General features: G+C 69.0%; 10 protein-coding genes. 5 read left to right on the top strand and 5 right to left on the bottom strand.

Annotated features, from left to right (window positions below; translation table 11 throughout):
• Positions 1 to 10,397 (bottom strand): amino acid adenylation domain-containing protein (locus SX243_04845; GenBank protein ID MDY7092284.1); only part of this gene is annotated, 10,397 nt, incomplete at its 3' end.
• A 664-nt stretch (positions 10,398 to 11,061) separates the two neighbouring features.
• Between SX243_04845 and SX243_04850 the strand changes: the two genes are divergently transcribed.
• The 5 genes from SX243_04850 to SX243_04870 all read left to right on the top strand — a co-directional run bounded on the left by SX243_04850 (position 11,062) and on the right by SX243_04870 (position 17,607).
• Positions 11,062 to 11,313, top strand: coding sequence for a DUF6116 family protein (locus SX243_04850; GenBank protein ID MDY7092285.1), 252 nt, complete (start codon positions 11,062 to 11,064; stop codon positions 11,311 to 11,313).
• A gap of 59 nt (positions 11,314 to 11,372) precedes the next feature.
• Complete coding sequence (locus tag SX243_04855; GenBank protein ID MDY7092286.1) at positions 11,373 to 11,567, top strand: hypothetical protein; 195 nt, start codon at positions 11,373 to 11,375, stop codon at positions 11,565 to 11,567.
• Positions 11,568 to 11,716: 149 nt separating this feature from the next.
• Positions 11,717 to 14,179: a leucine--tRNA ligase gene (gene leuS, locus SX243_04860; protein MDY7092287.1), complete on the top strand. Its 2,463-nt coding sequence runs from the start codon at positions 11,717 to 11,719 to the stop codon at positions 14,177 to 14,179.
• Between the two features lie 550 nt (positions 14,180 to 14,729).
• Positions 14,730 to 15,884, top strand: coding sequence for a hypothetical protein (locus SX243_04865; GenBank protein MDY7092288.1), 1,155 nt, complete (start codon positions 14,730 to 14,732; stop codon positions 15,882 to 15,884).
• Between the two features lie 130 nt (positions 15,885 to 16,014).
• Positions 16,015 to 17,607: a peptide ligase PGM1-related protein gene (locus SX243_04870; GenBank protein ID MDY7092289.1), complete on the top strand. Its 1,593-nt coding sequence runs from the start codon at positions 16,015 to 16,017 to the stop codon at positions 17,605 to 17,607.
• Positions 17,608 to 17,629: 22 nt separating this feature from the next.
• Here the strand turns inward: SX243_04870 and SX243_04875 are convergent, their stop codons facing one another.
• The 4 genes from SX243_04875 to SX243_04890 form a co-directional block, all read right to left on the bottom strand.
• A complete protein-coding gene (locus tag SX243_04875) occupies positions 17,630 to 20,902 on the bottom strand; it encodes an efflux RND transporter permease subunit (protein ID MDY7092290.1) in 3,273 nt (1,090 codons plus the stop codon).
• On the bottom strand, positions 20,902 to 22,137 hold the full coding sequence (locus tag SX243_04880; protein MDY7092291.1) for an efflux RND transporter periplasmic adaptor subunit: 1,236 nt from the start codon (positions 22,135 to 22,137) through the stop codon (positions 20,902 to 20,904). The genes SX243_04875 and SX243_04880 overlap by 1 nt, the downstream gene beginning before the upstream one ends.
• 67 nt (positions 22,138 to 22,204) lie before the next feature.
• Entirely contained in the window at positions 22,205 to 23,743 is a 1,539-nt protein-coding gene (locus SX243_04885; protein ID MDY7092292.1) for an efflux transporter outer membrane subunit, read from the bottom strand.
• Positions 23,740 to 24,474: a TetR/AcrR family transcriptional regulator gene (locus SX243_04890; protein ID MDY7092293.1), complete on the bottom strand. Its 735-nt coding sequence runs from the start codon at positions 24,472 to 24,474 to the stop codon at positions 23,740 to 23,742. Before SX243_04890 ends, SX243_04885 begins: the two co-directional genes overlap by 4 nt.
• Between the last annotated feature and the right edge of the window lie 342 nt (positions 24,475 to 24,816).

Consider the following 24,816-nt stretch of genomic DNA (forward strand, 5'->3'; position numbering starts at 1 on the left):
TTCACCTCCGCCGGCAAATCGAGGAGCGCCAGCCCCTCTCCGTCCCCCAGCTCCAGCCCCTGGAGGCTCTGCCAGCGGGTGCCGGTGACCAGGAAGTCGGCGGCGGCGCGGCGGGCCTCGCCCTCCTCGGTGGTGATCCGCCGGACGGAGCAGCGCTGGCGCAGAGCTTCCAGGTCGTGGGTCGGCGAGGTCACCGCCTCCGCCGGCGCATCTCCCACGGTGCCCCGGGCATGCTCCAGCCAACTCCCGGCCCCTGTGCTCCCACTATTGGTGCTCCCGGCCATCCCCGGCAGCGGCGCCCCGGGCTCGGAGCTGGCCACCCGGAAGCTCCAGCGGCCGTCCTCCGCCGCTTCGAGAACGAGCATCACCTGCCGCACGGCCTCGTCGGCGACAGAGAGGGGTGCCAGGAAAGCAACGTCGGTGATCTCCACCGGCTGCTCACCGGCCGAGTCCTCGCTCTTCCTCACCCGCTGGAAGGCCGCCCGGGCCATCTCCAGATAGGTTGTGCCGGGGAGGGTGGGATGACCGGCGATGCGGTGCTCCGCCAGCTCCCAGCGACTCGCCGGCGCCATCTCCTGCACGAAGACCACCCGCTCCCGGGTCTCCAACACCGCCACTCCCAGCAGCGGGTGCTGAGGATCCGCGGAGCCGCCCCCAAGCTGAGCCCCGGACTGGCTTCCGGATTGGGCTCCGGCCAGGGACAGCGGCGAGGCGGAGCGCGCCGCCATGCCGACCTTCTCCCAGCGGTCCCAGTCGATGGCCGCCCAATAGGTTCCGCGACGGCGGTAACGGCTGCGGGCGAAGGCGTCCAGGAAGGCGTTGGCAGCGGCGTAATCGCTCTGGCCGAAGCCGCCCAGAATCCCGTTGACGGACGCGAAGAGCAGGCAGAAATCCAGCGGCGAGGAACCCAGCACCCGGTCGAGGGCGAGGGTGCCTTCGACCTTCGGCGCCAGCACCCGCCGAGCCTCGTCCACATTCTTCAGCAGGGCGATGCCGCCGCCGGCGACCCCGGCGCAGTGGAAGACGCCGTGGAGGGGGCCGAAGCGCTCCTCCGCCTGAGCCACCGCCGCCGACAGGGCGCCTTCGTCGGTGACGTCGGCGGAGAAAGCGAGGACTTCGGAACCGCCGTCCTCCAGCTCCTGCAAGGCTTCGACGGCGGCCGCCACCGGACCGCCGGCCGCGAGCAACGCCGGCCACTGCTCCCGCGGCGGCACCTCCCGGCGACCCAACAAGACCAGCCGCACCCGGCCGCGGCGCACCAGCTCCCGAGCCACCTCGAGGCCGAGACCGCCGAGGCCACCGGTGATGAGGTAGACGCCGCCCTCCCGCAGGCGCACCGGCAGCTCCTCCGCAGCACCCTCGGGAGAGCCCTTCGAAGAGCCTTCAGCTTGGGGTCGGCCCAGCGGCGGCAGAGGCAGCTCGCGGAAGCTACGGCGCCAGACCTCGCCGGCGCGTAGAGCGCGGATGGCACCGGGCCGCGGCACGGTGAGCAGGGCGAGGAGATCGTAGACCGCGGTGCGGTCCCCGCCGGCCACCGCCGCAACCTCCCGAGGATCGAGATCCACCGCCTCGATGCGCAGGCCGGGGTGCTCCTGGGGCAACACCTCCACCGGCCCCAAGAGCAGCGCCCGCTGGGGCACCAGGGTCTCGCCGCCGGTGATGCGGTGGAGGCCGGAGGAAACCACGGTGAGGGTGACGTCGCCCCCCGCTCCGGAGATCTCCAGACCGCGGGCGATCCACAGCAGGGAGAAGAAGGCGGCGGTGCGGCTCTCCTCCAGGTGAGCTTCCTTCAGCTCCTCGTCGCCGAGGTCCGGTACCGGAGTCGCCGCCCAGGTGTGGAGGATGCGCTCGGGAACGCCTCCTTCGTCGGCAAATTCGGCGGCGAGGTCGGCGAAGAGCCGCTGGTAATGCTCGGGATCGTCGGGATCGATGCGGAAGAGCGAGCCCTGGCGCTCGTAGGCTTCCCCGGGAACCACCCGCACCACCGACTCCGCACAGAGCGCCCGATCCAGCGCCCGGGCCGTCTCGTGGCCGAGGCCGCCGTCGAGCTCCTCCGCCGGCGCGAAGACCAGCCAGCGGCCCTCGGGGCAAGCGTTGCCCGCGGGCAGCGGCGGCTCCTGGTTCCAGGCCGGCACCGACAACCACCGGCTGGGATCGTCGCGGCGCTGAAGATCCTCTTCCGCCACCGCCTGCACCTTGCGCGCGTCGAGCCAGAAGCGGCGGCGCTGGAAGGGATAGGTGGGCAGGGGAACCCGGCGACGGCGCTGACCGTCCCAGAAGCCCCTCCAGTCGACCTCCACCCCCGCCAGCCACAGCCGACCCAGGGTCTCCAAGAGCACCGCCGGCGCCGGCCGCGAGACCTTGGGATGGGGCAGGCTCGACAGCACCTTCGAAGGCTCGGCGCTCTTGCGCGCCAGGGTGGCCAGGGCCTGCCCCGGACCGACCTCCAGAAGCCAGGGGGCCTCGCCGTCCAGCCCGGCGACCCGCCCGGAAACCAGCGTCTCGACGCCGTCGGCGAAGCGCACCGCGTGGCGCAGGTGGTCGGCCCAATAGCTCGGATCCACGGCCTGGTCAGCGGTGAGGGGAGCTCCGGTGCGATTGGAGATCACCGGCAGCGCCGGCGGCGACAGGGAGCAGGCTTCGAGCTCGCCGCGGAAGGCGTCGAGGATCGGCTCCATCATCGCCGAATGGAAGGCGTGGGAGGTGTGGAGGCGGCGGGCGCGGAGGGGCCCATCCTCCTCGGAGCCGGCATCTAGGTGCTCGAGGAGCGCCGCCACCGCTTCGTCGGGGCCGCTCACCGCCACGTCCTTGGGACCGTTGACGGCGGCGATCTCCAGATCCTCCCGGCCCAGCTCGGCGAGCACCGCGGCAACCTCCTCCGGTGTCCCATCCACCGCCGCCATGGAACCCGCGGGCAGGGAGGCCATCAGCCGGCCCCGGGCCGCCACCACCGCCAGCGCTTCCTCGAGGCAGAAGACTCCCGCCAGGGTCGCAGCGACGTATTCGCCGATGCTGTGGCCCAGCAGCGCCACCGGTTCGACGCCCCAGCTCTTCCACAGCTGCGCCAGCGACCATTCGACGGCGAAGAGCGCCGGCTGAGCTACGGCGGTATCCGTGAGCCGTGCGGCGGCGGCCTCCCGAACCTCCCCTTCGAGGGGCTCTTCGGGCAGCAGGAGATCGAGGAGGTCGAAGCCCAGCAGGGGCTGGAGAAGACCGCAACAGGTCTCCAGCTCGGCGCGGAAGCGCGGTTCCTCCTGCGCCAGGTCCCGGGCCATGTCGAGATGCTGAGAGCCCTGGCCGGGGAAGAGGAAGGCCACCGGCGGCGCCTCTTCCGGAGCCACCGCCCGCCGCAACGGCTCGGCCTCCTCACCGCGTAGCGCGGCAGCGGCGTCGGCGGCGTCCCGGGCCACCACCAGGGTGCGGTGGAGGAAGGGCCGACGGCCCATGGAGAGGGTGTAGGCGGCGTCCGCCAGGGCCGGGGCGGCGTCCTGTTCTGAAGTCGAGGCCTCCGGATTCAGGGCCTCCGCCAGATTCCCCGCCGCGGCGGTCAGGGCCTGGTCGCCCCGGGCGCTCACCACCAGCAACTGCCAGGGCGCCGGCTCGGAGGTCGCCGGCAGCGGCGGAGCCTCCTCCAGCACCGCGTGGGCGTTGGTGCCGCCGATGCCGAAGCTCGACACGCCGGCCCGGCGCCGCGCGCCTTCGGAGATCTCCCACGGCGTGCGCTCGGTGGGTACGAAGAATGGGGTGGCGTCGAGGCTGAGCTTGGGGTTGGGCTGCTGGAAGTGCAGGCTCGGCGCCAGCTCCCGATGCTCGAGGCTGGCCACCGCCTTGATCAAGCCGGTGACGCCGGCGGCGGTGTCGAGGTGACCGAGGTTGGTCTTCACCGAGCCGATGGCGCAGCGTTCCGGCGGCGTACCGCCGGCGCGGAAGGCCTCCGCCAGCGCCGCCACCTCGATGGGGTCGCCGAGGGCGGTGCCGGTGCCGTGGGCCTCCACATAGCCGATACTGGAGGCCTCGACCCCCGCCGTCGCCAGCGCCTGCGCCACCACCTGGGCCTGGCCTTCGATGCTGGGGGCGGTGTAACCGATCTTGGCGGCGCCGTCGTTGTTGATGGCGGTGCCGCGGACCACCGCGTGGATGGTGTCGCCGTCCGCCAGCGCGCGGTCCAGGGGCTTGAGCGCCACCACTCCGGCGCCGCTGCCGAAGACCGTCCCCTGGGCTTCGGCGTCGAAGGCCCGGCAATGGCCGTCCGGCGAGGGAATGCCGCCCTCTTCCCAAAGGTAGCCCTCGGTGAGGGGCGTGCGGATGGTGACGCCCCCGGCCAGGGCCATCTCGCACTCCCCCGCCGCCAGGCTGCGGCAAGCCAGGTGCACCGCCACCAGCGAGCTGGAACAGGCGGTCTGGACGTTGAGGGCCGGCCCTTCGAGACCCAGCTTGTAGGCCACCCGAGTGGGGACGAAATCTTTGTCGTTGCCGATGAAGATCTGGTAGCGGGCGGCGCTGGAGGCGTTGTCCACCGCCCCCGCTTGATGAATGTAGGTGTGGACACCGGCGCTGGCGAAGACCCCCACCCGGCCGCCGGTGCGCCGCGGGTCGTAGCCGGCGTCCTCCAGAGCCTGCCAGCAGACCTCCAGGAAGACCCGATGCTGGGGGTCCATGAGCTCCGCTTCCCGGGGGTGGAAGCCGAAGAATTCGGCGTCGAAGAGGTCGGCCCCCTCCATGCGCCCGGCGACCTTGACGTAATCCGGCCGTTCCAGCAGCTCGGCATCGACGCCGGCGGCGAGGAGCTCCTCGTCGGTGAAATGGGTCAGCAGCTCTTCGCCGGCGGCCACTCGCCGCCACAGCTCGCCGGGATCCGCGGCGCCGGGGAAACGTCCGGCGACGCCGATGACTGCGACGGGCACCGCGCCTGGCACCACCACCGAACCGCCAGCGGTCCGAGACTCCGGCGATGAGGAGGCCGCCGCGCGACCGGCGGAGGCCGGCGCCTCCCCCAGCAGCCGTGCCAGGGAGCGCACCGTGGTGTGGCGGAAGAGCTCCACCATGGGCAGATCTCGGCCAGTGAGCTCCACCAGCCGGTCGTGGACCCGCGCCAGGGAGAGGGAATGGCCGCCGAGATCGAAGAAATTCTCGTCCAGACCGACGGCCTCGACCTCCAAGACGTCCTGCCAAATCTCCGCCACCTTGCGCTCGAGACCGCTGAGGGGCACTGCCCCGGCACCTTTGTCGCCGCTCTCCACCACCGGCTCCGGCAGGGCCTTGCGGTCCACCTTGCCGTTGGGAGTCAGGGGGAAGCGGTCCAGCAGCACCACCGCCGACGGCAGAAAGGCCTCCGGCAGAGAGCCCCCCAGGAAGCGGCGGACCTGCGGCAAGGCCAGCTCCGGATCCTGCCGGTGCTCCTCCTCTACCACCAGATAGGCCACCAGCCGATCATCGCCGCCGCGGCTCGACCAGGTGGAAACCACCGCCTGCTCGACGGCGGGATGGGCGGTGAGAGCGGTCTCGATCTCGCCCAGCTCGATGCGGTGGCCGCGCACCTTGACCTGGTGGTCGAGGCGGCCCAGGAACTCCAGCAACCCGCCGCGGCCAATGCGCCCCAGGTCTCCCGTGGCGTAAAGCCGGGAGCCGGGCTGGACCCCTTCGTCCTCGCCGCCGGTGCCGTCGGGCAGGAAACGCTCCGCGGTGAGGCCCGGGCGCCCCCAATAGCCACGGGCGACGCCCACGCCGCCGATGAAGATCTGTCCCGGCACCCCCAGGGGCACCGGTTCCAGATGGCGATCTAAGAGCACGATGCGGGTGTTGGCGATGGGCCGCCCGAGAGGTACGTGGGAGGCGTCGAGGCCGAGGCGGTGCACCGCCGACCACACCGTCGTCTCCGTCGGGCCGTAGAGATTCCACGCGGAGGTGGCGAAGCGCGCCAGCTGCTGGGCCAGGTCGAGGGGCAAGGGCTCGCCGCCGCACAAGACCTTGAGCGCCGGAGACCCTCGCCAGCCGGCCTCCAGCAGCAGACGCCAGGTGGTGGGCGTGGCCTGCATGGCGGTGGCGCCGGTGTCCTCCAGCACCGCCAGCAGGCTCTTCCCCGAGCCCGCCGCCTCCCGGGACACCAGCACCACCTGGGCCCCCAGGGCCAGGGGCAGGAAGAGCTCCAGGGCGAAGATGTCGAAGGAGAGGGTGGTGACGCTGGCCAGCACGTCGTGGCGGCCGAGGCCCGGTCGCCGCGCCATGGAGACCAGGAAGCTCACCAGACCCCGGTGGGGCACCTGGACGCCCTTGGGGCGGCCGGTGGAGCCCGAGGTGTAGATGGTGTAGGCGAGGTGATGGCCGCAGAGGGCGGGGCCGGTGTGGTTGGTGTGGGGGCGCGCCTGGGAGCGGCCGTCGATGACGTCCTCGTCGCGGTCCAGCGCCACCACCCGTCCGGCAAACCCGGCGAGGCTGGGCAGCAGCTCCTCCTCGGTGATCACCAACGAGGCTCCCGAGTCCTCCAACATGTAGGCGATGCGCTCCGCCGGATAGCTCGGATCCAGGGGCACATAGCAGCCCCGGGCCTTGAGCACCGCCAGCAGAGCCGTCGGGATCTGCGGTCCCCGGCGCAGCAGCACCGCCACCGGCGTCTCGATGGCCACCCCGAGAGCCAGCAGATGGTGGGCCAGGCGGTTGGCCCGAGCTTCCACCTCGGCATAGCTCAAGGCCTCCTCCGCCGAGCCGCTCTGACCGAAGCCCTGCCCGAAGACCAGCGCCGGACTGGCGCCAAAGCGGTCGACGCTGTCCTCGAAGAGGCGGTGGATCAGCGCCGGCTCCGGGAATTCCGTGTCGGTGCGATTCCACTCCACCAGCAGCTGTTGCCGCTGAGGCTCCGCCAGCAGCGGCAGGCGGCCGACGGAGGTCCACGGCGCCTCCGCCACGGCGTCGGCGAGGGTCACCAGGCGGCGCACCAGATGGTCCGCGGTGGCCTCGTCGAAGAGATCGCGGCTGTAGACCAACGACAGTCCGATGCCCTCCGAGGTCCGTGCCGCCACCAGCGAAAGATCCATCTGCGCCGGCTGCTCCGGGAGCTCCAGATGATGCAGCTGCAGCGGCCCCAGCGGCAGGCGGGCGTTCTCCACCCCGAGGACGAAGGGAGCCAAGGGCGCCAGCTCGGGGCGGTGACTTTGCTGCAGGGTGAAGAGCGCCTGGAAGACCGGCGAGCGGCTCGGATCCCGGGTCGGCTGCAGGCGCTCCGCCAGGCGGGCGAAGGGCAGCTCGCCGTGGGCGAAGGCGTCAAGGGTAGTGCGTCGCAGGCGCAGCAGCAGCTGGCGGAAGGTGGGCCGGCCACCGAAGTCCGCCGCCAGCACCACGGGGTTGACGAAATAACCCAGCACGTCGGACAGGTCCGGGGTGTCGCGACCTGCCGTGGGGGTGCCCACCAGAATCTTGGGATGGCCGGAGAGACGATGGAGGAGAATCGACCACAGCGCCAGCAGGACCACGAAGAGGGTGGTGCCGGTCTCCCGGGCGAGGGCCTCCAGGCGCTCCGCCAGCTCGGCGTCGAGAGCACCGCCGACGCGGCCGCCGGCATCCGAGAGCACCGCCGGCCGAGAGCGGTCCGGGTGGATGTCGAGAACCGGGAGGGGCCGGGGCAGAGCCTCGCTCCAATGGTCCATCAGCTGCTCTAGGCGCCCCCCTTCCAGGTGCTCCCGCTGCCAGGCCACGTAGTCGCGGTAGCGGACCACCGGCCCCGCCGGCAGCGGTACGTCCTCTCCCAGGGCCCGGCGATAGCGATAGCCCAACTCCTCGATCATCAACGCCGCGGACCAGAAGTCCGCCACCAGATGATGGAAGACCATCAGCAGCCGATGCTCCGCCGGGCCGCAACGGTAGAGGACGATGCGCACCAGCGGTCCGGCCTCCGCATCCATCGGACGGCGGGCCTCCCGGTCCATCTCCTCCAGCAGCTCGTCCTCGCCGCGGCCCCGGGCCTCCTCGACCCGGAAGTCGAGGGCGCCGGCCACCGGCACCGCGGTGGCGTAGGGCTCACCGCTACGGGACGGGAACACCGTCCGCAGCACTTCGTGACGGCCCACAAGACCGGCGAAAGCCTCCCGTAGCGCCCCGCTATCCACCTCTTCGTCGATCCGGGCCGCGGCCCGCAGCAGGTAGGCGGCGCTTTGGGGATGGGTTCGCTGAATCGCCCACAGGGCCCGCTGGCCTTCGGACAGGGGCCAGGTGGCAGGCTCCTCCGCGGTCTCCGCAGCCGCCTCCAGCCGCCGGCGCCGCAGGCCACCGGGGGTGTCCGCCAGAGCCTCTTCTTCACCGGCCTCCCCGGTACCCGCCGCCGAATCCAGGTTCTCCGCCAAGAGCTCGACCAATGAAGCCAGATTCAGGTCTTCCAACAGCCGCGCCATGGGCACCAGAACGCCGATCTCCTGCTCGATCTCGTGCTGCAGCTCCACCGCCGCCAGCGAGTCGAGGCCCAGGGCCACCAGCGGCCGGTCCGGCGACAGCTCCGAGGGGGCCACCCGCAACTGCTGGGCCAGGCGCCGGCGGAGCATGTCACCCAAGGCCTGCCGTCGGGCCTCCGCCTCGAGCTCCCGCAGAGCTTCGCCGTCGAGCCCTTCCTGCTCCCGGGTCACCGGCGCCACCGTCAGGGTGCCGCGGGCAACCTCCTTCAGACCGCCCTCGAGGTACGCCCGGCGGCACGGCTGGCGCTGGATCTTGCCGCTGGAGGTCTTGGGCACCGTGCCCCACTTGAGCAAGACCAGGTCCCAGGGAGTGACCTCGTGCTCCCGGGCCAGCGCACCGCGCACGGCGTCGAAGATCTGCTGATAATCCTTCCCCGCCCGCCGTTCGAGCTCCTGCACCAGCACCAGCTGCTCCTCGCCGTCGACCTCGACGGCGAAGGCGGCGGCGCAGCCGGGACGCAGGTCCGGATGAGCGCGCTCGGCGGTGAGCTCCAGATCCTGGGGATAGTGGTTTCTGCCGCGGAGGATGATCAGGTCCTTGAGCCGACCGGTGACCAGCAGCTCGCCGTCCACCAGAGTGCCCAGATCCCCGGTGCGCAGGAACGTTCCGGCCTCCGGATCGTCTGCCAAGCGGGCCTGGAAGACCTCCTCGGTGAGCTCCTGCCGCTGCCAATAGCCGGCGGCGACGCTGGGGCCGGAGACCCAAATCTCCCCCACCTCTCCATCCGGCAACCGCCGGCGGGTCTCCGGGTCGGCGATGACCACCTGCTGATCGAGCCAGGCGTGGCCACAGCCCACCAGCCGGCGCCCGGCTTCCGCGGAAGCGTCTTCGGACACCTCCTCCAGAGGGCTCACCCGCCCCTGCTCCAGGCCGTCCACCTCCGCGGTCACCACCACCGGCTCGCGCTCCCGATCCCCGCCGGTGACCAACAGCGTGGCTTCCGCCAGGCCGTAGCAGGGGTACAGAGCCTCGGGCCGGAAGCCACAGGGGGCGAAGGCCCGGGCGAAGCGCTCCAGGCTGTCCGCCCGCACCGGCTCAGCGCCGTTGTAGGCGAGGGTCCAGGTCGACAGGTCGAGAGAGCGGCGATCCTCCTCGGAGATGCGCCGCACGCACAGCTCGTAGGCGAAGTTGGGAGCGCCGCTGGTGGTGCCCCGGTAGCGGCTGACGGCCTGCAGCCAGCGCACCGGAGAGCGCAGGAAGGCCACCGGCGACATCAACACACAGGAGCCCCCGACGTAGAGGGGCTGGAGCACGTTTCCGATCAACCCCATGTCGTGGTAGAGGGGCAGCCAACCGACGATCACCGACTCCTCCGACAACCCGAAGGAGCAGCGGATCGCCTCCTCGTTGTGCACCAGGTTGCCGTGGGTGACCATCACCCCCTTGGGGGCTGCGGTGGAGCCCGAGGTGTATTGGAGGAAGGCCACGTCGGAGGCGGCGAGGCGGGGCAGCGCCTCCTCGTCTCCATCCCCATCTCCGTCCCCATTCTCGACACCGTCCGGCGCCATCCAGCGCACCCCTTCGAGCTCCGGCGCGCGGCCGGCGAGGATTTCCAGCTTCTCCAGGTGAGCGCCGTCGGTGAGCACCAGTCGCGGGCGAGCGTCAGCGGCGATGGAGCGCACGCGGGGCAGGGTGCGGCGAGATCCCGGCGGGTACGCCGGCACCGCCACCACGCCGGCGTAGAGGCAGGCGACGAAGGAAACGATGAAATCGAGGCCCGGCGGGAAGAGCAAGAGCGCCCGGTCACCGGGCTCCGCCACCGTCAGAAGGCGCGCCGCCAGAGCCCGGGCTTGGTTCCGGAGGGACGCGTAGGTGAGGACCTGAGCTTCTTCGCCAGCGGAATCGAGAAAGCGGTAGAGCGCTTTCTCCCCCTGACGCTCCACCCAGGAATCGAGGCGTGTGGTGAGTGCAGCTTCTAGAGGATCTGTCGAGGAGCCCACAGGGGGGCGATGGCTCATCGCCTCGCCTCAGGCTGGGAGCAATCCGGTTGAGACATCTCCCGCGGAAGCGAGCGCTGGAAGGCCGCTAGCAGCCGGACTGAGGAACCCTCGGTTCCGGCTCGGGCAGATTGGTCTCGGGCAGATTCGGCGCCGTCTCGTCTGGCACGCTCTCGCCCGGCCGGCTTCGATGGGAAGCCGAAGCCACAGCCGCTGGCTGCTCGCCTAGAAGGAGCCTTGTTTGAGTTCACGGAAATCCAAACCTCGAAATAAATCACCAGCGGCCCCTTCTCCCGGTGGAGCAGCGGAACCGCTGGTAGAAAAAACTAGCCTTGTCGCTGATCGGAGCACTGCCTTCGATCGACCCCGGATCGCAGCGCCGCCAACAACCCATCGCCCAACCTGATCCAGCCGCTTGTAGTTAGGGTCTTGCTCGCTGAAGTGACTTCGAGTGGATCAGGAAAGAGCTCGCCACATCGAGCAGCTGGGATTGCCGCTCCCCCAAGGTGTGCCCTCGGCCCAGCAAAATGAGACAGTTCTGTGTCGAATCTGTAACGATTCAGAATGCCTTCAAGTGCTGCGCCGATGAGGGCCATCGATGAGCCATCCCCCCACAAACTCTCCCCGCCACCCTCGGCCCTGCTTCGGCAGATCAGCAAGTCCCTGATCGGGATATACTTCGCCCATGGCCAAGATCGGTACCACCGGCGTCATCACCTACTTCCTCTCCCGGCTGCGCTACCCCCAGCTCTTCAGCCTGGTGCTCGCGCTGCTGGTCCTCGACCTTTTTCTCTTCGACCCCATCCCGTTCCTGGACGAGATCCTCCTCGCCGCCGGCACCATCCTGCTGGGTATGCTGAAGAATCGAGGAGACGACAAGGACGACGAGCTGCCTCGGGAGGAAAAGAACGTCACCCCCGAGGAAGAACGCCCCTAGCCGAGCTGGCCGGTCAGTCCGGCCTTTCCCCGCATCACCTCTCCGATTTCGAGACTGCCATGACCCTCGCTCTGCTGATTTATTTCGGATTCAGCTTCACCGCCATCGTCGGCGTCACCTGGATCACCCTCGCCTACCGTGGCAAAGGAGCCGCGGTGGCGGCCGGGCTGGCGACCCTGATCTTCTTTGTCCTCATCGCCTGGGCCCTCTACCGCTGGGTACTGCCGGAGCTGCAGGCGATCTCGGTTCAATAGGATTCAATCGATCTAAAGAGCAGCGCGAGATGGCCGGGAGCCCAAGAGCAGCCCGACCCTGAGGAAATGGTATGCTCCTCCGCTCACCCTGGCGGCGAGCGGAGAAACGCCGCAAATCACCTGAGCAGCGAAAGCATGGAGTCAGCGCCATGAGCGATGAAACGCACCCCGACGCCTACGAGCCGTCCACCTTGGAGCCCGCCTGGCGGGAGCGCTGGGAGCAAGACGGCCTGTACAACGCCGACATCGACACCGAGGGCAAGCCCCTCTACGCGCTCTCCATGCTGCCCTATCCCTCCGGCGATCTGCACATGGGCCATTGGTACGCCCTCGTGCCCTCCGACGCCCGCGCCCGCTATCTGCGCATGCAGGGATACAACGTGCTCTTCCCCATCGGCTTCGACGCCTTCGGCCTGCCGGCGGAGAACGCCGCCATCCAGCGCAACATCCACCCCAAAGAGTGGACCTACGCCAACATCGAGCGCATGCGCGGCCAGCTGCGCACCATGGGCACCATGTTCGACTGGCGGCGGGAGATCATCAGCTGCGATCCGAAGTACTACCGCTGGACCCAATGGTTCTTCAACCGTCTGCTGAAGGGTGACCTGGCCTACCGCAAGGCGGCGGCGGTGGATTGGTGCCCGAGCTGCAACACCACTCTCGCCCGGGAGCAGGTGGTGGGCGAGGACCGTCACTGCGAGCGCTGCGACACCCCGGTGACCAAGCGCCAGCTGGACCAATGGTTCTTCCGCACCACCAACTACGCCGAAGAGCTGCTGGACTTCTCGAATCTGGACTGGCCGGAGCGGGTGCAGACCCTGCAGGAGCATTGGATCGGCCGCTCCGAGGGCGCCCACGTGGTCTTCAAGACCGAAGCCGGCGATCCGCTGGAGGTTTTCACCACCCGCCCCGACACCCTGTGGGGCGCCACCTTCATGGTGCTGGCTCCGGAGCATCCGCTGGTAGAGAAGCTGACCACCGACGCCCAGCGCGCCGAGGTCGACGCCTACATCGAGGCCACCACCCGCCAGACCGACGTGCAGCGGGAGGCGGCGGATCGCGAGAAGACCGGCGTCTTCACCGGCGGCTACGCCGTCAACCCGGTCAACGGCGAGCGCATCCCGGTGTGGATCGCCGACTATGTGCTGATGAGCTACGGCTCCGGCGCCATCATGGCGGTGCCCGCCCACGACCAGCGGGACTTCGAGTTCGCCCGCCGCTTCGGTCTGGAGATCCGGGTGGTGATCCAGCCCGAGGGCGAGGAGGCGGTGCCCGCCGAAGCCATGGACGCGGCGGTGGAAGCCAAGGGCGTGATGGTGCACTCCGGCCCCTTGACCGGTACCCCCCAGGAAGAGGCCATGGAGAAGGTCCTGACCTACCTGGAGGAGCAGGAGATCGGCCGCCGCGCCGTCAACTACCGGCTGCGGGATTGGCTGATCTCCCGCCAGCGCTATTGGGGCGCCCCCATCCCGGTGGTCTATTGCCCCGAATGCGGTGCCGTGCCGGTGCCCGACGACCAGCTGCCGGTGGAGCTGCCGGACGACGTCGACTGGCGTCCCACCGGCGAGAGCCCCCTGAAGCTCCACCCCACCTGGCGCCACACCACCTGCCCGGGCTGCGGCGGCGAAGCGGAGCGCGAGACGGACACCATGGACACCTTCATGTGCTCCTCCTGGTACCACCTGCGCTATCTCTCGCCGGACTACGATCAGGGCCCCTTCGACCCCGCCGAATACGAGCATTGGATGCCCGTGGACTGCTACACCGGCGGTATCGAGCACGCCACCATGCACCTGATCTACACCCGCTTCTTCCACAAGGCGTGCCGCGACCTGGGCATCACCCAGGGCCCGGAGCCCATGAGCCAGCTGCGCAACCAGGGCATCATCCTGGGCGAGGACTCGGAGAAGATGTCCAAGAGCCGCGGCAACGTGGTGGCTCCGGACGAGTTGGTGAGCAATTACGGCACCGACACCATCCGCGCCTACCTGATGTTCTTCGCCCGCTGGGAGCAGGGCGGCCCGTGGAGCAGCCAGGGCATCGAAGGCACCTCCCGCTGGCTGCGCCGGGTGTGGAATTTGTTCACCGAAGCCCCCCAGAACCCCGGCACCGCCGACGACGCCACCCTGCGCCAGCTGCGCCGCAAGGTGCACCAGACCCTCGGCTCGGTGAGCCACGACTACCACCACTACGAGTTCAACACCATCGTCTCGTCGCTGATGGAGCTGCTCAACGAGATGTACAGCGCCCGTGAAGCCGGGGCCGGCGGCACCGAAGCGTGGGACGAGGCCCTGCGCCTCTACACCCTGATGCTCGCCCCCACCGCCCCGCACCTGGCGGAGGAGCTGTGGCAACGCCTGGGCAACGACTACTCCGTCCACCAGCAGGCCTGGCCGAAGATGGACGAAGACGCCGCCGCCGAGGAGGAGATCACCCTCGTCGTGCAGGTCAACGGCAAAGTCCGCGACCGCATCCAGGCCCCCGCCGACATCACCCGCGAGGCCGCCGAGAAACTAGCCCTGGCCAGCGAAGCCGCCCAACGCCACATGGACGGCAAGGAGCCGCGGAAGGTGATCTACGTCCCCGGGAAGCTGGTGAACGTGGTGGTGTGAGTCCGAACCATCCCTCGGGATGGAGAGGTTGTCCTCATCTCCCATAGGGTTCGCATAAGGACTGGGGAATCCCGGTCGGCTACTGGCCTCGGTGAAAACCGGGGCCTTTCGCTGTTCCAGGGGAGGATTCTGAGCCTGCGCCCGGCCCCCGAAGCCCTCTCCAAGCCCAACTGCCCCCCGCAGCAAGATAAACTCAAGGCATTGTCGAACCATGAAATGCTTGGAGTCAAAGATGATGCATGTCGTAGTTGAGTACAGTCACTCCATCCGCCGAGCTCTTTTCATCGTCGCCTTTGCACTCGTCCTCAGCCTGGGGGCCAGTCAGATCAATGCAGACGACTGCTACGAGTACTATGACTCGAAGCTCATTGGTACCTATGGCTACACCTATTGCGGAGGGTACGGCCTCGGATGCACGGAGTGTGTCGACGACAGCGGTAACTCGTGCGTCACCAACGGCGAAACCTGCAGACCCAGGCAAGACCATGCCTACTGATCGCACCGCTGGACGCAGCCTTTCCCGCCGTTCGCTGCAGGTCGACCCCTCGCAATGAGCAGGATCCGGCTTTTCGCCTACCTCCCTCTGATCCCCTTCCTGATCGCCGCCGGAGAAGGCCCGCCGACCACCGCTCCCCCGCTCGATGAGGACGGTTGGGCTGTGGGGTTCGAGCGGGCCCTCGACACGGATTTGCAGAAATCCGAGGACATTCGCTGGGCGAGCGCGGAGGAGGTCTTCCTCGCCGTGCCGGGCCAGGGAGTCGTGCGCGTCTCGTTCTTGGGTGACGAGCTGTCCTGGGAGCAAGAAACCACCGATGGCCACGGCGTCGACGAGATCGTGGCCACCGAGCATCTCGCCGCGAGCGAAGAGTACCTGGTCTCGGCGGCGAAGCTCTTTTCCTTTGGATGGAAGCGACGCGGTGAGCCGAGCCTCGAACAGGTCTATTCTCTCTTTGAAAGCCTCGAGGACATCGATGTTCAGGTTGATCGTTACGCCATCCTGGGCCTTCGGCGAGGGCTGGAGCGTGTGCTAGCCCCCGACGGGATGATCGCCTGGGTCGGCCGGATGGGAACGCAATCCTTCTCAGAGCCCGTACCTGTCCACGGGTCGATGGCCGGGCCGGGGGCTCTGCCAATGAGCCGCTGCATGGCCTTTGGGGTAGGTGCGGTTCGGTTCCTCGGAGACGGGAGCCTCATCGTCGTTCCCGGGGCGGAATCCGGCGCCTACCACTATTCAGCGTCGGGGAGGCTCTTGGCTACCTGGGATACGGAAGCCCTAGGAGTCGGTGTCGATTGTTCCTTCGACATGGAAAAAGACCTCCAGCTGGCTCGGAACCTGGCCGCGCGCCGCAGCTACCTCAATCGCTTCCGGACGGCGGAGGAAATCCTCGTCCTCGACGGAGTCCCCAACCTGGTCGTTCGACGAGTCGAGAAAGCGGGCACGCGCTGGGAGCTGATCGCGCTGGAGCCATGGGGGAAGACCTCCCGGCGGCCGTTGCCGGTCGAGTCGACTTCGAAACTGGCGCATCTTCGCGGCGACGTGCGCGATGGGCAGGTGGTGCTCCTGATCTTCGACGAAGCGGCCTTTTTGCCGCCGAGCGACCCTCTCCATGCGGCGGCGCAGCCCTCGCGATTGATCGTGCTCGAACCGGCGGAGAGCGCCCGGGAGGCCGAAGGCCGAGCGCCGGTGGGCGGGGCGCACCGGTAACCAACGGGGCCTTTTCACTGGAAAGAGACAACGGTAGCTTGAGCACGCTCGGGCCCCGAAGAATGAGGCGGGTCGCCCTCCGCGCAGCCCCTACCCCACGGGGCAGGCGGGATGAGCTTATACTTCATCCATGAAACCCCTCGACCCCGGTTCGCCGGAGGAGGCTCAGCGGTTCCGGCAGTTGCAGGATCGGCTGGGGCCCCTATTCCAGCGTATTTTTCCCGATCCCCGGTCGCAGCGCTCGGTGGTGGTGGTGCCGAGCTTGAGTCTGGATGCCTCGGAGCTGGCGAAGATCGAGGGGGCGCATCACTATGAGGAACGGCTGCTGTGCCTGTTGATGTTGTTGCGGCTGCCCCGCACCCACGTCATCTACCTGAGCAGCCAGCCCATCTCGCCACAGATCGTCGACTACTTCCTGCATTTGCTGCCGGGCATTCCGGGGCAGCACGCCCGGCGGCGGTTGCAGCTGATGAGCTGCCACGACGCCTCGGCGGTGCCGCTGACCCGCAAGATCCTCGAACGGCCGCGGCTCATGGCGCGGATCCGGCAGGCGATTCCGGATCTGGCCACCGCCCACATGGTGTGCTTCAACGCCACCTCCTTGGAGCGCACCCTGGCGGTGCGGCTGGAGCTCCCCCTCTACGGCGCCGATCCGGATCTCGCCCACCTGGGAACGAAGAGCGGTAGCCGGCGCATTTTCCGCGACGCCGGGGTGCTGATGCCCGACGGCTTCGAGGATCTGGAGGACGCCGAGGCGGTGTTCCAGGCTACCGTGGAGCTGAAGCGGCGCAACCCGGACCTGAACAAGGCGGTGGTGAAGCTCAACGAAGGCTTCTCCGGCGAGGGCAACGCGGTGCTCTCCTTCGAGGGATGTCCTGAGGGAGCGGCGGTCGACCAGTGGGTGCGCCGGGAGCTACCCAAGCGTCTGCGCTTCGAGGCCAAGAAGGAGACCTGGGAACGCTTCTCGGGAAAGTTCAGCGAGATGGGGGGCATCGTCGAGGCCTGGGTGCGCGGCGAGACCAAGCGCTCCCCGTCGGTGCAATGCCGCATCGACCCCGCCACCGGACCGGTGGTCATCTCCACCCACGACCAGGTGCTGGGTGGCCCTTCGGGGCAGATCTTCCTCGGCTGTAGCTTCCCCGCCGACGACGACTACCGCATGGAGATCCAGCAGGCGGGCCAACGCATCGCCGACGTGCTGGGTGGCTACCGGGCCTTGGGGCGCTTCGGGGTCGATTTCGTGTCGGTGCGCGAGCCGGAAGGCTGGAAGCATTACGCCATCGAGATCAACCTGCGCAAGGGCGGCACCACCCATCCGTTCATCATGCTCCAATTCCTCATCGACGGCGTCTACGACCAGAACACCGGCCTTTACCTCACCCCCAACGGCCAGCCGCGCTATTACTACGCCTCAGACAATGTGAAGAGCAGGAGCTACCGCGGGCTGGCGCCGGAGGATCTGACGGACATCTCCGTCTATCACCGGCTGCACTTCCACGGCGCGACGCAGCAGGGGGTGGTCTTCCACCTCATCGGCGCGCTGTCGGAGTTCGGCAAGCTGGGCATGGTGTGCATCGGCAACAGCCGCCAGCGGGCGCGGGACCTCTACGACGAGACCGTCGAGGTGCTGGACCGCGAGGCGGAGCTCCAGGACCGGGAGCGCGGCGTGGTCTCCACCGACGACCGGATGGACATCGCCTGCCACGAACCGGTGGGCGGATAGCAGCCTCCTCGGACAGCCCGGCTCAGGCGCCCTCCGGCGCGGCCCCGTGGGGAATCTCCCTGGGGGAATCGCGAGGCTGATCCTCCCCCTCCTCCACTTCGCCTGGATGCGCTTCGGCTTCCTCCTCAGCATGGCGGCGGCGCCAGCGGCTGCGGCCGAAGAGGTGCTTGAAGTCCTCCAGGATCGTGTAGCTCACCGGCACCAGCATCAGCGTGATGAAGGTGGCGAAGAGCACGCCGAAAGCCAGGGAAACGGCCATGGGGATGAGGAATTGGGCCTGCAGGCTCTGCTCCAACAACAGCGGTAGGAGCCCGGCGAAGGTGGTCAGGGAGGTCAGCAGGATGGGCCGGAAGCGCTGCTCCCCGGCCTTGCGCAGGGCGTCCATCAGCGGCAAGCCGCGCTGGTAGTGGCGGTTGATGAAGTCCACCATCACCAGGCTGTCGTTGACCACCACGCCGGTGAGGGCCACGATGCCGAACATGGAGAGCAGCGAGAGGTTGATTCCCATCAGCACGTGGCCCCACAGCGCCCCGATGAGGCCGAAGGGGATGGCGGCCATGACGATGATCGGCTGCAGGTAGGAGCGGAAGGGGATGGCCAGCAGGGCGTAGATGATCAGCAGCGCGAAGAGGAAGCCCCGCAGCACGCCGCCGAGGGTGTCACGCTGCTCCCGCTGCTCGCCTTCGAAGGTGTAGCGCAGCCCCTGGAAGTCCGCCAGGATGCGCGGCAGCACCCGGCTCTCCAGATCGCGGATGATCTCGTTGGCGTTGGCCTGCTTGGGATCGACGTCGGCGGTGACGTTGACCACCCGCTGGCGGTCGGTGCGCTGGATGGTCGCGAAGCCCCGTTCCATGTGGTAGGTCGCGGCGGAGGTGAAGGGCACCTCGACCCCGCCGGGGGTGCGCACCCGCATCTCCTCCAGGCTGCCCAAGGACTGACGCTGATCCTCCGGATAGCGCACCATCACCTTGATCTCTTCCCGCCCCCGCTGCACCCGCTGGGCCTCCTCGCCGTAGAAGGCCTGCCGCACCTGGCGCGCCAGATCCGACAGGGTCAGCCCCAGGGCCTGAGCCTCGGGAGTGATGTCCAGCTGCAGCTCCTGCTTGCCCTTCTCGAAGCTGTCGGTGATGTCGAAGACGCCGGGGTAGGCCCGTAGGTCCTCCTGCAGGCGCTCCGACGCCGCCACCAGCGAGTCGAGGCTGGGGCCGGAGAGCTGGACGTTGATGGCCTCGCCGGCGGAGAACAGGGAGGAGGAGAAGGTGAGCTCGGTGGCGTCGGGGATCTGCCCCACCTTCTCCCGCCAGCGGGCGGCGATCTCGGGGCTGGTGATGTCCCGGTCCTCCGCCGGCACCAGCTCCACCGCCACCTCGCCGATGTGGGCGGCGGAAAAGCTCGATCCGACATTGCCGCCGTTCTGGCTCTGCGCCTGGCGGAAGGGCTGTTCCCCCACCGAGGCCAGGGTGTGGCGGAAGACCTCGCTACCCTGCTCCTCCTTCAGCTCTTCCTGCAACTCCAGCGCGGCGCCCTCGATGCGCTGCACCGCCCGTTCCGTAACTTCCGCCGGCGTGCCCTGGGGCATGGAGAGGAAGGCGGCGACATTGTCCGCCTCCACCGGCGGGAAGAAGTTGAAGCGCAGCCAACCCCCGGCGACCAAGGCAAAGGAGATCATCAACACCGCCAGGGCACCGGCGACGAAAGTGTAGCGCCAGCGCAGCGCCCGCTCCAGGCTCGGCCGGTAGGCATTGATGATGAAGCGTTCGAGGCGCCCGGTGAAGCGTTCCTGCACCCCGCGCCACCAGCGCATGGGACCACGCCCGCGGTCCCCCTTGCGGCGCGGCCGGGAGTGGCCGAGGTGGGCCGGCAGAATGCACAGGGACTCCACCAAGGAAAAAATCAGGGTGGGGATGACGATGAGGGGGATCACCTTCATGATCTTGCCCGAATTGCCGGGCACGAAGACCAGCGGGCCGAAGGCGGCGATGGTGGTGAGGATGGAGAAGGTCACCGGCACCGCCACTTCCTGGGCCCCCTCGATGGCCGCCTTGAGGGGCTTCTTCCCCGACTCCATCTGACGATAGATGTTCTCGCCGACGACGATGGCGTCGTCCACCACGATGCCCAGCACCACGATGAAGGCGAAGAGGGAGATGAGGTTGATGGAGATGTCGAGGATGGGCATCAGCGCCAGCGCGCCGAAGAAGGAGATGGGGATGCCCAGGGCCACCCAGCCCGCCAGCCGCAGGCGCAGGAAGAAGGCCAGCACCAGGAAGACCAGAATCAAACCGGCGCGGCCGTTGCGCAGCATCAGGTCGAGACGGCTGCGCAGCACCTGGGTGTCGTCCTGCCAGGTGGTCATGGAGATGCCCTGGGGCAACCAGCTCTCGGCTTCCTCGACGTAGTCGTAGACCTCGCCGGCGACGTCCAGGGCGTCCTGCTCGCCGACCCGGAAGACCTGTACCAAGACCGTCGGATTGCCGTCGAAGCGCGCCGACTGGTCGGTCTCGGCGAAGCCGTCCACCACCCGCGCCACGTCCCCCAGCAGCAGCCGGGTCCCGTCGGGGCGGGTGAGCAAGACCAGGCTCTCGAATTCCGGGCCGCGGTAGGCCTGGCCGGTGGTGCGCAGAAGAATCTCGCCGCCCTCGCTCTTGATCGAGCCGCCGGGCAGGTCGAGGGAGGAACGGCGCACCGCCTGGGCCACCTGGTCGAAGGTCAGCTGATGGCGGCGTAGAGCCTCCTCGGAGACCTCGATGGAGATCTCGTACGGCCGCGCCGCCGCCAGATCCACCTGGGTGATGCCCGGCCGGGTGAGCAGATCGTCCCGCACCCGCTCGCCGAGGCGTTTCAAGGTCGCCTCGTCGGCCTCACCGAAGATGGCCACGTTGATCACCTGGCGGCGCAGGATCACCTCCTGGATCACCGGCTGCTCGGTCTGCTCCGGGAAGGTGTCGATGGCGTCCACCCGCGCCTTGACCTCGTCCAGCACCTCCCGCACGTCCGCCTCCGGCAGCAGCTCCACCACCACCGTGCCCCGGCCCTCGACGGCGGTGGAGTTGATGCGCTTGATGCCCTCCAGATCCTGGATGCGCTCCTCGATGCGCAGCAGCACCCCCTCCTCTACCTCCTCCGGCGCCGCCCCCAGGTAGGGCACGGTGACGGTGATGAGGTCGGCGGAAAACTCGGGGAAGACCTCGAGCTTGACGTTGGCGACGGAAAAGGCCCCCGCCGCCAGGATCACCACCATCAGGAGATTCGCCGCCACGTGGTTGCGGGCGAACCAGCGCACCATGCCGTTCATCAGCGGCCTCCCGGACTCTCGGCGCCGGCTTCGGGCTTCTCGGCAGAGGAGCCCGCGGCGTCAGATTCGGCGCCCCCCTCGGCGACCCGCACTTCCATACCGTCCACTGCCGTCTCCAGGGGCGAGACGCAGACCTTCTCTTCAGCCCGCAGCCCCTCGGAGACGTAGACCTCGTCCCCCACCCGCCGCAGCACCTCCACCGGCCGGAAGCGCAGATTCTTGCCGTCGAGCACCAGCACCCGGTCGCCGCCGCGCAGGGCTTCCCGGGGCAGCACCACCACCCCCGGCTGGTCCCGGCCGTCGATGACCGCCTCGACGAAGAGCCCCACCGCCAGCGGCGGCCGCTCCGGGTCGTCCCCGCGGGCGTAGGGATCGTCCACCCGCGCCACCAGCGACAGCATCCGGCTGCTGGGATCGATCTCCCCGGCGGTGCGCACGATGCGCCCCTGCCAGGTGTGGCGGCGCCCGCCGAAGCTGGCGGTGAGCTCCACCTCCGGCCCGGCGGCAGTCTTCGAATCCCCGCGGAAGACCAGGGGCAGGTCGACGAAAGCGAGCTGGCCGTCGGGCACCGGCAGCCGCACCTCGGCATAGTCCACGGCGTAGATCTGCCCCAGGGGTTGCCCCGGGGAGACGAATTGGCCGACGCCCACCTGCTTCTGGCGCACGCGGCCGGCGAAGGGAGCGCGGACGACGGTGCGCTGGAGGTTGAGCTCCGCCTGCTCCAGACTCGCCTGGGCCGCCGCCAGGGTGGCCCGAGCCTCCGCCACCTGGGGTTCCCGGGCCACCAGCGGCGGCGCCTCGCCGGAGTTGCCCAGATCCTTCCACTCGCGCAGCGCCAGCTCCGCCTCCGCCTCCTCCCGAGCCAGCAGCACTTCCGCCCGGGCGACCTCGGAACGGGCGCGGGTCACCGCCAGCTCGAAATCCCGGCGGTCGAGGCGTACCAGCGCGTCACCGCGTTCGAAGAAGCCGCCGGCGGCGAAGGCCGGCGCCAGGTCCACTACCTTGGCGGTGACCTCGGCGAAGAGGGTGGTCTCGGTGCGCGGCTCCACGGTGCCCTGGGACCGGACGTCCAGGGATAGGGTCCGGGGCTCGACCTCCAGCACCCGCACCAGGGGTACCGTCGGCGCCGGCGCCTCGGTCTCCACCTCCGGCCGGGCCTTGACGATCAGCACCGTGGCGACGACGCCCACCACCAGTAGCAGCAGGGGCAGAAAGATCTTGAGCTTGTTGTTCATGACGCTCTCGCTCGCAAGGGTTGGGGAGTTCAGACAAAAAGGTGGAAAAAGGAAAGCTCGAGGTGGATCAGCGAGCGGCGGCCTCTAACGGATCGGACGGAACCTGCTCCGGCTCGAGAGAAGGCTCCAGATCCCCGCCCAGGGCCAGATAGAGATCGATCTGGGCGGCGAGGCGCTGGCGGCGCACCGACAGCAGCTGACTTTGGGAATCGAGAGCCTGGCGCTGGCTTTCGAGCACCGTGAGGTAGTCCGCCAGGCCCGATCCGTAGCGCTCCTGGGCCAGCCGCTCCGCCGCCACCGCCTGTTCCACCGCCCCTTCCAAGGCTTCTTCCTGGAGCCGCAGAAGCTCCGTCGCCGCCAGGTTGGTCTCCACCTCGGCGAAGGCCCGCAGCACGGTGCCGGCATAGGCCGCCACGCCCTCCGCCTCGGTGGCCCGGGCGAGATCGACGCCGGCGCGCAGTCGCCCGCCCTGGAAGAGCGGCTGGAGGATCGACCCCGCCAGGCTCCACACCGAGAAATCGCCGTCCAGCAGATTCTCCAGTTGCTCGCTGCTGGTGCCGGTGGAACCGGTGAGGGTTATGCGAGGATAGAGGGACGCCCGGGCTTCCGCCACCCGTGCCCCGGCGGCCACCAGTCGCCGTTCCGCCGCCTGCACGTCCGGGCGCCGGGTGACCAATTCCGAGGGCAGCCCCGCCGGCACCGCGGCGGCCCGAGGCAGCTCCCCCGCTAGCTCCAGCCGCGCCGCCGGATAGCGCCCCAGGAGCACTTCCAGCTGGCGCAGGGCGGCGTCGAGCTGGGCTCGGCGGGCCGCCAGGCTCGCCCGGGCACCCTCGTCGCTGGCCTGGGCCAGGCGCAAATCCAAGGGCGAGCGCAGGCCCGCCTCGTAGCGCCGGCGCACCTTGGCGGTGCTGTCTTCTCGATTCTCCAGCGTGACCTGGGCCAGCGAGCGCTGCTGCGCCGCCTCCACCGCCGCCAGCCAGGCCTTGGCGGTCTGCGCCGCCAGCGAGCGCCGAGCTCCAACGAAATCCGCCTGCGCCGCCGCCAGGTCGGCGTTGGCGGCATCCCGGCCGGCCCGCACCCGGCCCCACAAATCCGGCTCCCAACTGACATTGAGGGCGACCCCGAAGGTGGTGGAGGTGGAGCTCAGCACCTCGTCGCCGCCGCTGCCAGGAATAGGAAAACCAATGAAGTTGCGCTTGGAGCGATTGGCGTCGAATCCCGCCGACGCCTGGGGCCAGAGGTCCGCCCCGGCGATGCGCGCCCGCGCCGCCGCCTGGTCCAGCCGCGCCGCCGCCGCCGCCAGATCCCGATTGCCCTCCAAGGCTTCCTCGATGACCGCCGCCAGGGCCGGCTCCCCGAGGTCGAAGCCAACTTCCGGTAGATCCGAGGCCGCCAGGGCCGGCAACGAAAGATCTCCCGGCGCCGCTTCCGATATCGCCGCCTCAGCGGTCCATCGCTCCGGCACCTCGACCCCCACCTCCGGAGACACGGCGGTGCTGTGCCCACAGGCCGTCAGGCCCAGAGCACCCAGCAGGCCCAGCAGGCCCGACGCCCGCGGGCTCAGGAGTCTTCGAAAACCGAGTCTTGATCGAACGGCTTGGCTCATGGTTCCTCTACCTCTTCTCGGCGCTCCATCCACTCCTGCCAGCGGTCCATATCCGCCTCGTCCGCTTCCCACTCCCCACTCACCGGCGCCTGCAACCCGGCGACGATGAAAGATTTCAGCTCCGCCTCCATGCGCCGGGCGTCGAAGGGCGCCTCCAGCAAGCAGAGCTGGCGCTCCACCAGATCCTCGTTGAGCATGGTCTGCACCATGCAACCGACCATGAAGTGCATCCGCGCCATCACCAGCGGCGGCGAGAGCTGCGGCAGGGCCTTGCTCAAAGCTTGGAAGAATCGCAGGAAGACCTCTTGGAATTGCTCGACGATGAGGTCGAGCATGAGCTCCCGGGACTCGCTGTAGACCCGTCCCATGAGCTGCCGGAAGGAGCGGATCTGGGGATTGGGGCCCACCGCCATGTGCAGTACCGGATCGACGAAGGCCCCGACGATCTCCGCCATTGCCAGCGGCCGGTCCCCGGCGCCCTCTTCGAGGCGGTCGAGGCGATCCAGGCGCTCGCGGTTCATCGGCACGATGCGCCGCTCGAAGACCGCCCGCACCAGCCCTTCCTTCGACCCGAAGTGATAATTCACCGCCGCCAGATTCGCCCCCGCCCGCTCGGTGATCGCCCGCAGCGATCCCCCCTCCACCCCCTTCTGGGCGAAGACTTCCTCAGCGGCGTCGAGGAGAGCCGTCTTGGTGTCGGGCTTGTCGGGATTCGCTTCGGGGACGCTCATGGTGCTCTCAGTCCAGTCGGTGCAGTCAATCGCTCGATTGAAACAAACGTTTGACTGAGGGAGTTTACGGAGCACCGCGGGGGGAGTCAAGCTTGTCGGGGTGACAGCTGCAAGTCAGCCTCGCGGATGATTGCAGCCCCCAACCCCGGAGCCGGCAGGATGCCGGCGGTCCCAGGCCCGTTTCCACACCGCATCCTGCACACCACCCCCGTCACTCCCGCGCAGGCGGGGGTGACGAAGTGGTTTGCGGACGGCCGAGGCGGATAGGGAGCAATGTCGAGCCACCACCCCCGCGAGGGGTTCAAACCCCTCGCTACTGCATCTCGGCCCTGGCGGGACGAC

It is taken from the genome of Acidobacteriota bacterium (assembly GCA_034211275.1).
Taxonomy (GTDB): Bacteria; Acidobacteriota; Thermoanaerobaculia; order Multivoradales; family JAHZIX01; genus JAGQSE01.

What these genes read in the sequence shown, in the direction of transcription:
- SX243_04850 (MDY7092285.1), top strand. Translation starts at nt 11,062, where the DNA reads ATGGCCAAGATCGGTACCACCGGCGTCATCACCTACTTCCTCTCCCGG.
- SX243_04855 (MDY7092286.1), top strand. Translation starts at nt 11,373, where the DNA reads ATGACCCTCGCTCTGCTGATTTATTTCGGATTCAGCTTCACCGCCATC.
- leuS (MDY7092287.1), top strand. Translation starts at nt 11,717, where the DNA reads ATGAGCGATGAAACGCACCCCGACGCCTACGAGCCGTCCACCTTGGAG.
- SX243_04865 (MDY7092288.1), top strand. Translation starts at nt 14,730, where the DNA reads ATGAGCAGGATCCGGCTTTTCGCCTACCTCCCTCTGATCCCCTTCCTG.
- SX243_04870 (MDY7092289.1), top strand. Translation starts at nt 16,015, where the DNA reads ATGAAACCCCTCGACCCCGGTTCGCCGGAGGAGGCTCAGCGGTTCCGG.
- SX243_04875 (MDY7092290.1), bottom strand. Translation starts at nt 20,902, where the DNA reads ATGAACGGCATGGTGCGCTGGTTCGCCCGCAACCACGTGGCGGCGAAT.
- SX243_04880 (MDY7092291.1), bottom strand. Translation starts at nt 22,137, where the DNA reads ATGAACAACAAGCTCAAGATCTTTCTGCCCCTGCTGCTACTGGTGGTG.
- SX243_04885 (MDY7092292.1), bottom strand. Translation starts at nt 23,743, where the DNA reads ATGAGCCAAGCCGTTCGATCAAGACTCGGTTTTCGAAGACTCCTGAGC.
- SX243_04890 (MDY7092293.1), bottom strand. Translation starts at nt 24,474, where the DNA reads ATGAGCGTCCCCGAAGCGAATCCCGACAAGCCCGACACCAAGACGGCT.